The following is a 14,354-nucleotide window of genomic DNA, read 5'->3' as shown; positions in this document are numbered from 1 at the left end:
AGACACGCGGAAATCGCTTCCATCGCGGCGCGAAACTCCTATGCCTCGGATATCGACTGGCGGCAATGTCCTGCACAGGCTTACGGCGAAAGAATGACTTGAGGCCATGTTTACGCCGTCCGCCGGCTAGTTGGAGAGAGTGTCGGAGCCGATCTTGATGTCGCCGAGCGTGCGGAACGTCAGCCGCGCGCCGATCGTCCAGTCGCTTGCCGACTCGTCGTCGGAATCCCTGCTATCCGTATAGGCGATCGTGAAGATCGTGCATTCGTCCTCATAGGAAAGGCCGAGTGTCCGGCGGCTGATCACATCGTTGTTCAGATCCCAGGCGATGCCGCCGAAGATCGACCAATAGTCCTTGAACTTGACCTTGCTGCTGGTCTGGATCTCGTCGTTGTCCTCGGCGAAGCCATAGGCCGGCTGGGCGCTGAGATGCGTGTAAGTCACCTGCGTCTGGAAGGTGTCGTTCTGGTAGGCTGTCGTCAGGTCGCCACGGCGAAACTCGAAATCCTTCTCGTCGAGCCGGTAGGAGGCCGCAACGGAAACACCGTACGGCGTTTCGACGCCGCCGAGTCCGACATAATCGGAGCGGTCGGTTTCGAGGCCCGAATCCGCGCCGACATTGACGAGGTCATCGGTCGCGAACGAGTTCTGGCCGGCGATCTGATAGGACTGGCCGAAAATGCCGTGCAGCTTGTAACCGCTGTCGAACGTCCCGGTATACTGGAAGCCGACATTGGCGCGGGTGCCGCCTTCGACGCGGTCGTAACCTGAGAATTTATCGCGGTCGAAGAGCGAGGTGGCATCGAAAACGAAACTTTGTGCATCCTCGTTCGGCAGCCGGCCGGCGAGCTGCTCGTCGGGGCGCGCATAGATCTGGACGATCGGCTCCAGAATATGCGTGCTGTTATCAGTCGTCATCAGGATCGGATACCGCATCTCCAGCCCGGCGGTGAACATCGAGCGGGTGGCGGATTCGTCGTCAAGATAATTGCCGGCGTAACCTGTGGGGTCATTCATGTTCAACGCGAAAGCGTCGCCGCGCGCTGCCAGAAGCGGCGTGATCACCAGACCGGTCGGCGTGACATAGGTGCGTTTCCATTGAAGTTCGGCCGTCAGGCGCGAAGTCTGGCCCTTCAGGCCGCGGAACCGGTCGAATCCGTCGACGGTATAGAAGTCGTCGTGTGTGCGCGAAATATTCGTCAGGTTGACGTCCGCAGAAAGTTCGCCGCCTGCAAGCGGCTGAGGCGCGACATAGTGATAATCAAGCGCGGGATAGACGATGGCCTGCTGCTTTTCGGCCGTGTTCGTCCGATCGGCATCCTGGACGTCGAAATAAAACGCCCGCATGTCGAAATAATTCCGTTTCCCAAGCCCCGTCAGGTAGATCTGGTTCGTGCGATCGGTGCCGCTCAAGCCGCGCAGCTTGTAGGTTTTCGAGAAATTGTTGTCGCTCTGCACCATGACGTCCCAGCCGAACGTCCAGCGCGGATTGATGCGGAACTCCGCCTTTGACGCCACCATGCCGCGCTGCTCGGCTTCGGCATCGCTGGTGCCGGAGCTGAAATTGCCCGGCTTTGCCTGATCGATGCCGGCGACGCGCAGGATATGCGTGCCGTTCTCGAAGCGCTGACGAAATTCGCCTTCGACGAGGAAGCCCTGGGCCGTGTAGCCGGTCGCCGTGACCGTCGCATCCATGCTCGGCGAGATCACATAATAATAAGGAATGGAAAGACCGAAGCCGAGGTTCTGCGACAGGCTCATCGTCGGGAACAGAAAGCCGGACTTGCGCTTCACCGTATTGTCGGGAACCTCGATGAATGGCACGAAGGCAATCGGGTAACCGAGTAGTTCGAAACGCGCCCGCTCCAGGCGGATCGTATGGGTCTCGCCGTTCTGGATCACGCGCTTGGCCTTGACCTGCCAGAAGGGTGCGCGCTTCGGATCTTCGGCGCAGGGAAGGCAGGCGGTATAGACGCCCTTGTTGAGAATCATCTTCGTGCCGCCGACCCGCTCGCCGCTTTCGGCGACGATACGGGTATTGTCGGCGGTTTCGATGCGCAGCGAGTTCAGGAACCCGTCGGCGAAATTGTCGGTCACGTCTAGGTTGTCGGCATAGATGCGGTTGCCGTCCGGACTGACGAGCTCGACATTGCCGAGCGCCATCATCCGACCGGTCTTCTGATTGTACTCGACCTTCTGGGCGACCATTTTGTAGCCGCCATAGTTGATCTGCACGCCGCCGATCGCCGACACAAGTTCGGCGTCACGGTTATAGACGAGTTCGTTGGCCGAAAGCAGAAGCTTGGCCCCTTCGGGAATCTTATTCTCGATATTTTGTTCAGGCGTGCTGGCCTGGCCATAGGAGGCCGGGGCGCTGCCGAAATAGGAACATAGAGCCGCACCGACAAGCAGGGCAACCAACTGTTTACTAAAATACTTGCGGTCGCCTACCGCCACTAGCCGTCCTCCTGATGAAGCAAAATAGTCGCGCCCAAGGCCAACGCGACGACGACCGGTATCCACGTCGCCACGAAGGGAGGCACGACTCCACTGCTTCCGAATGCTTTAACAAGCACGGTGATGACATAAAGCATGAAGCCTGACAGGATTCCACCCAGAATCACGGAGCGGGATTGGTTGAACCGGCTAAATTTTAGGGACACTGTTGCAGCAATGAGAGTCATGGCCACCAGCAGCAATGGCTGAGACAACAGGGAGTTGAATTGCGTCTCCAAGGCCTTGGTCGAGATGCCGAAGGATTTGGCCGCCGCAATGCGATTGGAAAGGTCAAAGAAACCAATTGTTTCCGGCGCTGTCAGCCGCTCCTGAACGAAATCCTGTTTCAGATTGGTGCGAAGTTGGACCGAAGTTTTGCGCAGCGGGATTTCGCCAGGCTTGCGCTCGACGACGCCGTTAAGCTGCCAGTAACCATCTTCCAACTTCGCCGTGGCGGCATCCTGTCTCAGAATGACTCGACCGCTTGAATCGAAATGGATCAATACGGCGTCGATCAGCTTGGTTCCGTTCTCCTGGACCGTCTGGGCGCCGATGATGACGTCGTCGCGGCCGCTGATCTGGCGGAGCCACGGGATCTGCGGCGCCTTGCGCAGAACTGCGTTTTCGCCACGCCAGTCGGACTCGACCAGCAGCGCCTGACGCTGTCCCCAGGCGGCAAGCGGGTTGAGCGCCGTCATCGTCAGCACGCCGAGCGCAATTGAGCCCGCGATGAAGGGAAACATGAACTGCCAGACAGAGATGCCGGCCGCGCGCGTGACCACGAGCTCATATTTCCGATTGAGGCCGATCAGCACCGTCATGCCGACGAAGAGGGCGACGAAGGGGATTGTCTGCTGCAGGATGAGCGGCAGGCGCACGGCGGTCATCACGATGCCGCCGCCGATCGTGTAGCCGGGCAGGCCGGACATGCGTCCCGCCGTCTCGCTGAAATCAAGCAGGAAGGCGATCGCCGATACGCCGATCAGAAACCAGCAGGTCGTCGCCAGGTAACGGCGAAAGAAATAACGCGACAATGTCCCGAACATCATTGGGCCGCGCCCCCGCCGGACCTGCTGGTCGCGGTAAGCAGTCTTTCCTGCATGCGTCTCCAGGAAGCCGATATCCCGTCCCAGACGAACGAAGGCATGACCAGCCGCTTGTGCAGGCCGAGAAAGATGATCGAGATGATGCTGCTGACGATCGGAATGGCGTAGAGAACTGCGATATATTCCGGATCGGTGTCGATTTGGTTTGCCGCGTAGAAGGCAGCCCATCGTAGCGCGAAAGCATAGCCGAGCGCGCTCACCATCGGATGCAGCCGCGCTTCCCGGTGCGAGCGCGCATCGCCGGCGATCGCCAGCGAAAACAGTGCAAAGACGACAGGCAGGATCCAGTCCGTCAGCCGTCGATGCAGTTCGGCGCGGTAGCTCTGGGGGCGGATCGTATAGTCCTTATCGTTCGGATCCGGATTGAACAGGAACCACAAGTCACGATCGCTGGCTTTCAGCGTCGCCTGACCGCGGCTCTCCGTCATGTCGGAGAGGTCGAAGGAATAGGAATCGAAATTGATGACCGAGACGTTGCCGTCGGGCGTTTTGCGATGCACCTCGCCGTCGTGCATGATCAGCGTCGTGCCGGTATCGTCGACGGCGCCTTCCTTGGCATAATAGATCAGCTCGTAGGCCGGGTCCCGCTCGTCGGCGACGAACAGGCCCTTCAGCATGCGCCCCGCCAGGCGCTGCGAGATCTGCACATAAAGACCCTCGTCGAGCTTGCGGAAGGTCTTTTCCTCGATGACCGAGGAGAGGAGATCGGCGTAGGTTTCGGCGATCATCTGACGCGCCACGGTCTTTGCCCGCGGCTCGACGATGTTGTCGACGAAAAAGGAAAAGACGCTGATGACGGCGGCAAGCAGCAGGATCGGCCGGACCAGAATAGTGCGCCGTGCCCCGGCCGCGTCGATGACGGTCAGCTCGGAATCGTTGTTCATCGTCGTCAGCGTCTGGGTGATGGCGATGACGAGGGCGAAAGGCAGCACCACGGGAATGATCGACGGCAGGATCATCGTCGCGAGCTTGGCGAACGAGCCGATCGACTGGCCGCTGTCGGTGACGAGGTTGATGCGCTGCAGAACCTGTGTCGTCCAAATGATCGCCAGCACGGGCAGGAGCGCCACGAGAAACATCTGGCCGACGCGCCGCAATATGTATGTCTCGAGTAGTTTCATGCCGGCCCTTGAAAGCACCTGCACGCCCAAACGGCTTGCAGGAGAATCCCTCTACGCTCTTTGTCGCGCTTTTGCGACAAGCAGGTGTCAAAAATTCATTCAAATTTCAGAATTTTTTTGGCCCTGTTGCGACTCAGTTAGCGCCAGCAGCGCGGCGAAGACGACAAGCGAGGAGAGCCATCCGAGCGTCACGTCGGAAAGATAATGCGCGCCGAAGGATAGCCGCATGGCCGGTGTCAGGATCGAGATCGCGGCGACGGGCGGCACCAGCGCATAACGCAGCGATTTCGGGATGAAGAGCAGAAGGCAGAACAGCCATCCAGCGCTCGCCGCCTCGCCGGAGACGAAGGAGCAGTTCGACACGCATTTGCCGGCAAGCGAGCCGGCCTCGACAAAATGCAGGCTCCCGCCGAAAATATCCGTCTGCACCGGCCGCGGCCGACCCCAATGTTCCTTCAGGATAACATTGACGAGCAGCACCGGCCCGATCAGCATCGTTCCGAGCGCGACTTTGAGCTTGCGCGCCCGCTCGGCGTTGAAGGTCGCGCCGTGCTGCTGGTAACATTCGATCAGTTTCCACGCCATGACGATCGCCACGACATAGGGCAGGCGGAAGAAGATGGTTCGCAGCAGGTCGAAATTCCCCGAGTCGCGATAGGGAAAGCCGCCGCAGATGCTCCCGGCAGCGGCAGTCGCGTCACAATTTGCGCCCACGAAAAAAAGCTGGGAAAAATAAATGTCTATTCCAGGGAAGGCGCGAAAGATGGCAAGCAGCGCCCACCACGCCCAGAACAGAAGCAGGAATGCACCGAAAGTCGTATTCGGCAGGCGGATCACCGGTCTCCGCCATCGATTTTTCGAAAAAACTGTCAACGCGATTATCTGCAAAATTGACGAAAACATGAGGGCCTGGACAGCCGCGGGCGACCATAACAAGTGTCGCGAGCCATTGACAGACCCGCCAAACGCGAAATTATCCGCCAGGGACGGATTTCAAGAATCCCAGCGGAGAAGACATGTCAGCAAAGTTCGAAATTTCATTCTCGAAGTCGGTAAAGCTCAATGGCGGGCTCGCGATCCTGTTGAAGACTGCCGAGGCCGACAGCGCCGCAGGCGCCGACACGGCTGATCCGGCAGGCGTGATCGCCAAGGCTGCGAAGATTGCCCGATTCTCCGCGAAATCCACGGCCGCGCTCGATATTATCGCCCCGGAAGGCGCACCCGTCGATCGCATCGTCGTCATCGGGCTTGGCAAGGCCGGCGAACTCGCCGCCCATGACTGGCTGAAGGCCGGCGGCGCTGCGGCATCGAAAATCAAGAATACTGACAAGGCCGCCATCTTCATCGACGTGCCAGGCCTTGAGGCGAACGCACGCGCCGCCGCCGATTTCGCGCTTGGCATGCTGCTGCGCGCCTATAGCTTCGATGCCTACAAGACAAAGAAGAACGACGACGAGGAGAAGCCGACAAAATTGGTCAAGGTGACGATCATCACCGCCGATGCGGCCGGCGCCAAAAAGGCGTTTTCCGATTCCGAAGCGATCGCCGGCGGCGTCAATCTCGCCCGTGACCTTGTCAATGAACCGCCGAACGCGCTTGGACCTGTCGAATTCGCTGCCAGGGCGAAGGAACTGGAAAAGCTCGGCGTCGAGGTGGAAATCCTGACCGAGAAGGAAATGCGCCGTCTCGGCATGGGCGCGCTGCTCGGCGTCGCTCAGGGCTCCGTGCGCCCGCCGCGTCTGGCGGTCATGCAGTGGAAGGGCGGCAAGAGCAAGGACCGTCCCGTCGCCTTCGTCGGCAAGGGCGTCGTATTCGATACCGGCGGCATTTCGATCAAGCCGGCCGCCGGCATGGAGGACATGAAGGGGGATATGGGCGGCGCCGCAGCCGTGACCGGCCTGATGCATGTGCTCGCCGCCCGCAAGGCGGCCGTCAACGCCGTCGGCATCATCGGCCTGGTCGAGAATATGCCCGATGGTAACGCCCAGCGTCCGGGCGACATCGTCACCTCAATGTCCGGCCAGACGATCGAGGTGATCAACACCGATGCCGAAGGTCGCCTCGTGCTTTGCGATGCGCTCTGGTATTGCAATGATCGCTTCAAGCCGCAGTTCATGATCAATCTGGCCACCCTGACCGGCGCAATCGTCGTGGCGCTTGGCAACGTGCATGCCGGCCTGTTCTCCAATGACGACCAGCTTTCCGCCCAGCTGACGACGGCCGGCCTTTCCACAAACGAGAAACTCTGGCGGATGCCACTCGGCAAGGATTATGACAAGCTGATCGACAGCAAATTCGCCGACATGAAGAACACCGGCGGCCGTCAGGCCGGCTCGATCACCGCGGCGCATTTCCTCAAACGCTTCGTGCAGGACACGCCCTGGGCGCACCTCGACATTGCCGGCACGGCGATGGGCTCGCCGCAGGATGAGATCAACCAGTCCTGGGGTTCCGGTTTCGGCGTGCGCCTGCTCGACGAGCTCGTTCGCGCCCATCATGAATCCCGATGACCGACGTTCTCTTCTATCATCTGACCGAAACCAGGCTGGAAGACGCGCTTCCGCCGCTCCTCGACAAAAGCATCGAGCGCGGCTGGCGCGTCGTCGTCCAGACGAGCGAGGCCGCGCGGCGCGATGCACTCGATGCGCATCTTTGGACGTTTCGCGAGGAGAGTTTCCTGCCGCATGGGATCGACGAAGGCGATTTTGCCGAAAACCAGCCGGTGCTTTTGACGGTCACGTCGGACAATGCCAATGCGGCGACCGTGCGTTTCATCGTCGACGGCGCCGAGCCGCCGCCGGCCGATGCCTATGAGCGCGTCGTCTTCATGTTCGACGGCCACGACCAGGAGCAGCTGGAAGGCGCCCGCATGCAATGGAAGAAGCTGAAAGGCGAGGGGCATAACCTCACCTATTGGCAGCAGACGCCGGAAGGGCGGTGGGAGAAGAAGGCTTGAGCGGGTCCTTGCCGTCGGAGCCGACCGGCAAGGACCTCAAATGACTCAGTCGTGGAAGGCCTCGACGAATTTCCGCTTTCCGAGCATGAAAGCATCGGCGACGTGGCGCAGGGGGGCGAGATCGACATCCGATTTGCCCGCCTTGATGATTTCGGCAAAGCGGCGATAGAGCGAGGGATATTCCTGTTCCGGTTCGGCGAATGTCAGCTTACCGTTGATGGAAAGCTTGGCGCCGCCCTCGGAGAGGACCATTTGGCCGGCTGCCGTTTCCGCGACGATGTCCCAGCTCTGCTTGCCGGTCTGGCGCCAGTCGAATTCGGCATGAACCGGCAGGCCGTCTGCATCGCGGAAGTGGATATCGGCGGCGATCGGCGCATCACGATTTTCCGGAAATTCCAGCACGGCCCCGGTGATGAAAAGCCGCGGCAGGATATGAGTGACAATCGACAGCGCATTGATGCCGGGATCGAAAACGCCGAGGCCACCGGCCTGCCAGATCCACTCCTGGTTCGGATGCCAGTGGCGGACATCCTCTTTCCAGATCACATGCACGCTTTTGATCGTCGTCGAGGCAAGAAACGCTTTGGCGGCTTCGACGGCCGGCGCATAACGCGAATGCCAGCTGGCAAAGAGCGATGCCCCCTGCTTGTTTGCCAGCGCCTCGAGGTCGGCCACTTCGCTCAGCGTTGCACCCGGCGGCTTTTCCAGGAAGACATGCTTGCCGGCAACGAGCGCCTTATAGGCGGCTTCATAGCGGTATTGCGGCGGCATGCAGAGCGAAACGGCATCGATCGTGGGCTCGGCGTCGAGCATCGCGTCAATCGTGGTGTAGCTGTTTATGCCTTCGATCGTGCCGTGACGGCTTGCCGTGGCGACGAGCTTGAAATCCGGGTTCTTGGCGATGGAAGGAAGGTGCTGGTCGCGGACGATCTTGCCGACGCCGACGATGGCGAGATTGATAGGGGACATGGTGTTTCGCTCGTGCCTGTATGAAAAGTATGATTTATTGAGCCTGTTGTAGCAGAAAGAAGAGCGCCGACAAGCTCTGCCCCTCTATCCTATCGCATGATGGTCTCGCGAAGGAAGCTGTAACCCATCGCGGCGCGGGCGGCGCGCTCCTCGGAACTGCCGTCGCCGCCATGCCCGCCCAAGCCGAATTCGTGGAAGAGCAGCTGATGTCCTTCTTCCTCCAGCCGCGCGGCAAAACGGCGCGCATGCGAGGGGTGCACGCGGTCGTCATTGCTGGAGCTTTCAATATAGATCGGCGGATAAGTGATCTCGCCGGCCGGCCTGATATTGTGAAACGGCGAATAGCCGAGCATGAATTCCCGGTCCGCCGGCGTCTCCGGATCGCCATATTCGTCTATCCACGCCTGGCCGGCGCTGAACAGGTGGAAGCGTGTCATGTCGAGCACCGGCACCTGGCACCAGACCGCGCCGAAATCCTGCGGGTAGCGCGTCAGCATCACACCCGTCAGCAGGCCGCCATTGCTGCCGCCCTGACAGGCGATCCGCGATGGCACGGTGTAACCGCGAGCGACGAGATCGCGGGCGATGGCGACGAAATCGGCAAAGGCCCGGTCTCGCCCCTGCCGCTTGGCGCTGCGATACCAGTCAGGGCCGAATTCGCCGCCGCCGCGGATATAGGCCTGCACATAGGCGCCGCCTTGCTCCAGCCAGCGTCCCGTAACCCCGGAATAGCTCGGCGACAGCGAGACGTCGAAGCCGCCATAGCCGTAGATCAGCACCGGCAGTGCGCCCTTGGCCCACCGTTGCGGCAGCACCAGTCGGTAAGCGACCCTGGTCCCGTCCTCGGACACAGCCTCCAGCAGTTCCGACGACATATCGCTCGCATCGAAATAGCTCGGCGCCGCCGCTATGAAGATCGGCTCCGGCTCCCTGCTGCGATCGGAGAGTTCGAGGCGGTAGCAGGTCGGCGGCTGCAGGAAACCCTGGCCGACGATGTGAAGCGTGTCGTCGCCAAGATGCAGATCCGCATGGAGCGGCCTGACATAAGCCGTCTGCATCTCCGCCGGCAGCACGATTTCCCGCTGTTCGGCATCGGGCTGTGTCAGGTCGAGCACCAGAAGACGCGGCCGCAGCCGGTCGGAAACGATGAAGACGCACCATTCGCGCATCAGCATCATCTGCGAAATCGACTGGCCCTCACCAGGCTGAAACAGGATCCGTTCCGGCCCGAGCAGCGCCTGCGAGGCGGGATCGAAGGATTGTAGCACGAGGCTGCCGGTCGCAACGCGCTCGTCGGTCTTTGCCCGCCAGAGGCAATGATTATGATTGAACTGAAAATCTGCCTCCTTGGGCAGATCGATGTGCCGTTGCGCGCCATCATCGGCGATGAGGAAAGCGCTCGCCACACCGATTTCGTGGCTGGCGACGAAAATGTCGATCAGTCCGGCATCGGCCGAAGCGCCCGGGAGGGCAGGGTCGATGACGAGGTTGAAGCCATAGACATCCTCATCGGCGGCTTCGAACATGATGGCGGCATCTTCCGGCCGCTGCCCGCGCTTCAACCGCCGCCCGACGCGCGGCCATCCCGAGCGGGTCGCCGAAAATCGGTCGATCGAGCCGAAATAACAGATCTCGTCGCGGCTGAGCCACGTAGCATGTGACCGCGCGGCGGGCGTGTCGAAACCGCCCTTCACGATCTGTTTGCGCTCGGCGTCGAATTCGAGCAGACGGATGAGGTCGGAGCCGCCGTCCGAAAGCATCAGCAGGACGCGCGTCGGCTCCCACGGGCAGGTGACGGCGCCCCGCCAGCTCCAGCGCTTCCCTTGGTCGAGGCAAAAGGCGTCAAGATCGAACACCGGCTCCCAGGTGGCATCGGGCAACGGCGGCTGGTCGGCCGGCAGGCGCAGCCAGAGGCCAAGCGGATTATCCTTGGACTGGCGAAAGTCGAACAGCCATCCCCCGCGACGCATCGGCACGATCAGCCTGTCCTGCCGCTCGATCAGCGCTTTGATCGCGTCGCGATCTTCGGCAAATTGCGGCGTTCTCAATGCCGCGTCGGAGAGCGCATTATGTTCGGCGATGAACTGGCGGGTGCGTGGATCTTCGTCCGTTTCGAGATGAAGGTTCATGTCTGAGCTGCCGGCTTCGTTGATTTTGCATAGATTTAGCGCATGATGCGGATAAACGTGAGCGGTTTTCTGCTTCACGCTCTGACTTCCAAGTGGCTCATCCCTGGCAAGCGAGCGCGCTCACATGGAGTGTTTACTGTCCAAGTTCGGCGTCATGAGCCTTTTTCAGCGTGTCGCATCCTCCAAGCTCTTTCGTAGCAGTCGATGCCCATTCCTGCACTTGTTCGTCGGACATCGTTAACTTGGGGTTTCCATTTTGAGCGAGCAGTTTCAGGCCTGCGCCCTCCATTTTTGCGATAGCTGCCTCGACGTCTTTGTAGATCTCAGTTCCTGAGTCGCATCCCTGCTTCTCGATATACCCTAGAAATCGGGGACCCATCGGCCTCGGTTCTGCTCCGCAATATCTTTCCGCGAGAACATGAGCGATAAGCGCGTATTCAAGTCCCATGAATCGGGTCTCGACTGCTTCGTTCGGGTTGAAACTGTTTCTGCAGAAATTTGCAGACTCAGCATGGGCGGCAGCGAGCGGCGCGGAAGCGAATAACGCGCCACAGAGATAGCGAAACAAACCACTCTCCTTCTAACATCCTGTCGACTAAAAGTACCGGCGTTGCGGTCTGGTCAACACTCGCCGAAAAGGCATTTCTTAGCGGGTCGCTATGAAATCGGCCGAGGCGACGAGGTCGTTCGGTACCTCCGGCTTCTTGAACTTCAGCGTCACGACTTTGTAGCCTTCGGCTTCGAGTTTCGAAAGCAGAGTCGGCAGCATCGTCGCGGTGCGCTTATGGATGTCGTGCATCAGAACGATGCCGTGGCCGCGCTTGTGCAGCAGGTTCATCGTCCGCTGCGTCACGGACATGGGTGTGCTGGTGAAATAGTCTTTGCTGTCGATGTCGACATCCATGACGACCATGTCGCGCATGGCGATGGCGGCGCGCAGCCTCTGGCTCTCGGCGAGATAGGGGAAGCGGAAGAACGAGACGTCTGTTCCCGTCGCCGTGGTCACCGCGAGTTCGCCCTTGACCACCTCGTCCATGGCCGCATCGAAGCTCAGCGCAGTCAAATTGGCATGGTCATAGGTGTGACTGCCGATCGCATTGCCCTCCATCGCCACCTTGCGCGCCAGCGCCGGATGCATCTCGGCCATCTCGCCGACCATCATGAAGGCGCCCTTGACACCGAACTGGTCGAGGATCGCCAGTACTTTGTCCGTCCGGCCGGGGATCGGGCCATCGTCGAAGCTCAGGATCACTTCCTTGTCGTTGAGCTTGAGATCGGCGAGCGAGGAGATCTCCAGCGTCCTGCCGGAAAGGTGATGCGGGCCGACGAAGAGCGGCGTTGCATCATCATCCTTGGCGGGCTTGCCGGAAGGCGGCCGCCCCTCGGGCGCAACCACCGAGGCGGTTTTGATCGAGGTGTCGGGGGATTGTCTGGTCGTGCTGCAGGCGGAGAGGGCGGCCGCAAGGGCGATGCAGGAAAGAACGAAAAACCGATGCATGGAAAGGGCTCAACAAATCAGTAATGAATGTTGAGACAACCTTTCGAATTATGGTTAACGATCGGTTGAGATCGGCAGGAATTCTCGTTAACGCGTGGCAGTCCGCCGCATTTCCTCGAAGACTGTGGCTATCCTGCCATTGCCTCTTCATATTCGGACGACAGCATCAGCCATTCTTCCTCGGCAGCCATGAGTTTTGCCGCGGCCTCGCCGCGCTGTTTTGCCTTTTCGGCGGCTTTGGCAGGCGTCTTCTCATAAAGGGCCGGATCCGCAAGTTCCGCATCAAGAGCCTGAATCTGTTTCTCCAGCTTGGCCGTCAAGGATTCGATTTCGTTGATCTTTTTCTTCAGCGGCGTCAGTGAGGCGCGTCTTTCCGCATTGAGCTTGCGCTGGTCGGCCTTCGAGGTCGTATCGTCGCTGGTCTGCGGCCTATCTTCCTTTTTCTTACCGGAACTGACGATGAGGTCGCGGTACTCGTCCATGTCGCCTTCGAAGGTGGTGACAGTGCCGCCGTTGACCAGCCACAGCCGGTCGACGGTCGCCTCAATGAGGTGGCGGTCGTGCGAGATCAGGATCACCGCGCCGTTGTAATCGTTCAGCGCCTCGATCAGAGCACGGCGGCTATCGATGTCGAGATGGTTGGTCGGCTCGTCGAGGATCAGCAGGTTTGGCGCATGGAAGGCGGCAAGCCCCATCAGCAGGCGTGCCTTCTCGCCGCCAGAAAGATCTTTGGCGGCGGTAGCCATCTTTTCGGTCGCCAGCCCCATCTGTGCAACGCGGGCGCGCACCTTGGCCTCCGGCTCGGCCGGCATCAGCCGGCGCACATGTTCCACGGCAGACTGCTCGGGGATCAGGTCATCGAGCTGATGCTGGGCGAAGAAACCGATCTTCAGGCTCGGTGCGAGCTTTACTTCGCCGCTCTCCGGCGACAGTCGCCCCGAGATGAATTTGGCGAAGGTCGACTTGCCGTTGCCGTTCGAGCCGAGCAGGGCGATGCGATCGTCGTTATCGATGCGCAGGTTGAGGTTCTTCAGGATCGGCTTGCCGGGCTCGTAGCCGACCGCGCCGCCCTGGACTGCGACGATCGGTGAGGCCGGCTGTTTCTCCGGTTCGGGGAAGGTGATTGGCTGCACATGGTCCTCGATGACGGCGGCGACCGTTCCCATCCGCTCGAGCGCCTTGACGCGCGACTGTGCCTGCCGAGCCTTAGAAGCCTTGGCCTTGAAGCGGTCTATGAAGCTCTGCAGATGTTTGCGCGCTGCCTCATTCTTGGCCCTGGCCTTCGTCTGCAGCTCGTCGGCTTCCGCCTTCTGCCGCTCGAACTGGTCATAATTGCCGCGGTAGAAGGTGAGCTTCTTCTGGTCGAGATGGACAATGGAATTGACCGCATTGTTCAGGAGATCGCGGTCGTGGCTGATGATGATGACCGTGTGCGGGTAGCGGCGGATATAGTCCTCCAGCCACATCGTGCCTTCGAGGTCGAGGTAGTTGGTCGGCTCATCGAGCAGAAGCAGGTCCGGCTCGGCAAACAGCACGGCGGCGAGTGCCACGCGCATGCGCCAGCCGCCGGAGAAGGAGGAGGCGGGGCGGGCTTGCGCCGCCTGGTCGAAGCCGAGGCCGGCGAGGATGCTCGCAGCCCGCGCTTCAGCCGAATGCGCATCGATATCGACGAGGCGCATCTGGATTTCGGCGATGCGATGCGGGTCGCTTGCCGTTTCCGCTTCGGCAAGCAGAGCCGCACGTTCCTTGTCGGCGGCAAGCACGATCTCGATTAGGGAATCCTCGGTTCCCGGCGCTTCCTGGGCCACCTGACCGATACGCGCTGCCTTCGGGATCGACACTGCCCCGGTCTCCGAGCCGAGATCGCCGGTGATGACGCGAAACAGTGTGGATTTGCCGGCGCCATTGCGCCCGACGAGACCGGCCTTGGCGCCTGAAGGCAGCGAGAGACTGGCATTGTCGAGAAGCAGGCGTCCGGCAATGCGGGCGGAAATATCGGTAATCGTGATCATGGCCGGCGTTTTGGCCGAAACTGCCCGCCAAGGCAAGACCGCTTATCCCCCGGCGATCTCGCTCGTC

The 14,354-nt window shown here is 60.6% G+C and carries 11 protein-coding genes; 2 read left to right on the top strand and 9 right to left on the bottom strand.

All coding sequences use genetic code 11. The features are described from left to right. Positions 1 to 126 precede the first annotated feature (126 nt). From QWJ46_RS06260 to QWJ46_RS06245, 4 genes are all read right to left on the bottom strand, one after another. The gene (locus QWJ46_RS06260) at positions 127 to 2,457 is read right to left on the bottom strand and encodes an LPS-assembly protein LptD (RefSeq protein ID WP_302749866.1); all 2,331 of its coding nucleotides are present in this window, start codon (positions 2,455 to 2,457) and stop codon (positions 127 to 129) included. Then, positions 2,457 to 3,545 carry an LPS export ABC transporter permease LptG gene (gene lptG / locus QWJ46_RS06255; RefSeq protein WP_184453189.1) on the bottom strand — a complete coding sequence of 363 codons (1,089 nt, stop codon included), beginning with the start codon at positions 3,543 to 3,545 and terminating at the stop codon, positions 2,457 to 2,459. The genes QWJ46_RS06260 and lptG overlap by 1 nt, the downstream gene beginning before the upstream one ends. Continuing rightward, on the bottom strand, positions 3,542 to 4,723 hold the full coding sequence (lptF, locus tag QWJ46_RS06250; protein WP_184453187.1) for an LPS export ABC transporter permease LptF: 1,182 nt from the start codon (positions 4,721 to 4,723) through the stop codon (positions 3,542 to 3,544). The genes lptG and lptF overlap by 4 nt, the downstream gene beginning before the upstream one ends. A 99-nt stretch (positions 4,724 to 4,822) precedes the next feature. After that, positions 4,823 to 5,596 carry a phosphatase PAP2 family protein gene (locus QWJ46_RS06245; protein ID WP_302749865.1) on the bottom strand — a complete coding sequence of 258 codons (774 nt, stop codon included), beginning with the start codon at positions 5,594 to 5,596 and terminating at the stop codon, positions 4,823 to 4,825. Between the two features lie 143 nt (positions 5,597 to 5,739). Between QWJ46_RS06245 and QWJ46_RS06240 the strand changes: the two genes are divergently transcribed. Continuing rightward, positions 5,740 to 7,233: a leucyl aminopeptidase gene (locus QWJ46_RS06240; RefSeq protein ID WP_302749864.1), complete on the top strand. Its 1,494-nt coding sequence runs from the start codon at positions 5,740 to 5,742 to the stop codon at positions 7,231 to 7,233. Continuing rightward, the gene (locus QWJ46_RS06235) at positions 7,230 to 7,679 is read left to right on the top strand and encodes a DNA polymerase III subunit chi (protein ID WP_302749862.1); all 450 of its coding nucleotides are present in this window, start codon (positions 7,230 to 7,232) and stop codon (positions 7,677 to 7,679) included. The genes QWJ46_RS06240 and QWJ46_RS06235 overlap by 4 nt, the downstream gene beginning before the upstream one ends. 45 nt (positions 7,680 to 7,724) lie before the next feature. Here the strand turns inward: QWJ46_RS06235 and QWJ46_RS06230 are convergent, their stop codons facing one another. The 5 genes from QWJ46_RS06230 to QWJ46_RS06210 all read right to left on the bottom strand — a co-directional run bounded on the left by QWJ46_RS06230 (position 7,725) and on the right by QWJ46_RS06210 (position 14,287). Continuing rightward, positions 7,725 to 8,648 (bottom strand): Gfo/Idh/MocA family protein, encoded by a 924-nt coding sequence (locus QWJ46_RS06230; protein ID WP_302749860.1) that lies wholly within the window; start codon positions 8,646 to 8,648, stop codon positions 7,725 to 7,727. Between the two features lie 89 nt (positions 8,649 to 8,737). Continuing rightward, on the bottom strand, positions 8,738 to 10,777 hold the full coding sequence (locus QWJ46_RS06225; RefSeq protein ID WP_302749858.1) for a prolyl oligopeptidase family serine peptidase: 2,040 nt from the start codon (positions 10,775 to 10,777) through the stop codon (positions 8,738 to 8,740). 133 nt (positions 10,778 to 10,910) lie between these two features. Then, positions 10,911 to 11,345, bottom strand: a complete 435-nt coding sequence (locus QWJ46_RS06220) for a hypothetical protein (protein ID WP_302749856.1) — start codon at positions 11,343 to 11,345, stop codon at positions 10,911 to 10,913. Between the two features lie 78 nt (positions 11,346 to 11,423). Next, positions 11,424 to 12,275 carry a polysaccharide deacetylase family protein gene (locus QWJ46_RS06215; RefSeq protein ID WP_302749854.1) on the bottom strand — a complete coding sequence of 284 codons (852 nt, stop codon included), beginning with the start codon at positions 12,273 to 12,275 and terminating at the stop codon, positions 11,424 to 11,426. A 128-nt stretch (positions 12,276 to 12,403) separates the two neighbouring features. Further along, entirely contained in the window at positions 12,404 to 14,287 is a 1,884-nt protein-coding gene (locus QWJ46_RS06210; RefSeq protein ID WP_302749853.1) for an ABC-F family ATP-binding cassette domain-containing protein, read from the bottom strand. Between the last annotated feature and the right edge of the window lie 67 nt (positions 14,288 to 14,354).

The organism is Rhizobium sp. CBN3, from assembly GCF_030518245.1.
Lineage (GTDB): Bacteria > Pseudomonadota > Alphaproteobacteria > Rhizobiales > Rhizobiaceae > Rhizobium > Rhizobium aethiopicum_A.
The sequence above is the reverse complement of the archived record's forward strand: the minus strand, read 5'-3'. Positions and strand labels throughout refer to the sequence as shown.

Excerpts from the sequence above, each read along its gene's own strand:
- lptG (WP_184453189.1), bottom strand. The coding sequence starts at position 3,545 with ATGATGTTCGGGACATTGTCGCGTTATTTCTTTCGCCGTTACCTGGCG.
- QWJ46_RS06225 (WP_302749858.1), bottom strand. The coding sequence starts at position 10,777 with ATGAACCTTCATCTCGAAACGGACGAAGATCCACGCACCCGCCAGTTC.
- QWJ46_RS06240 (WP_302749864.1), top strand. The coding sequence starts at position 5,740 with ATGTCAGCAAAGTTCGAAATTTCATTCTCGAAGTCGGTAAAGCTCAAT.
- QWJ46_RS06235 (WP_302749862.1), top strand. The coding sequence starts at position 7,230 with ATGACCGACGTTCTCTTCTATCATCTGACCGAAACCAGGCTGGAAGAC.
- QWJ46_RS06230 (WP_302749860.1), bottom strand. The coding sequence starts at position 8,648 with ATGTCCCCTATCAATCTCGCCATCGTCGGCGTCGGCAAGATCGTCCGC.
- lptF (WP_184453187.1), bottom strand. The coding sequence starts at position 4,723 with ATGAAACTACTCGAGACATACATATTGCGGCGCGTCGGCCAGATGTTT.
- QWJ46_RS06210 (WP_302749853.1), bottom strand. The coding sequence starts at position 14,287 with ATGATCACGATTACCGATATTTCCGCCCGCATTGCCGGACGCCTGCTT.
- QWJ46_RS06215 (WP_302749854.1), bottom strand. The coding sequence starts at position 12,275 with ATGCATCGGTTTTTCGTTCTTTCCTGCATCGCCCTTGCGGCCGCCCTC.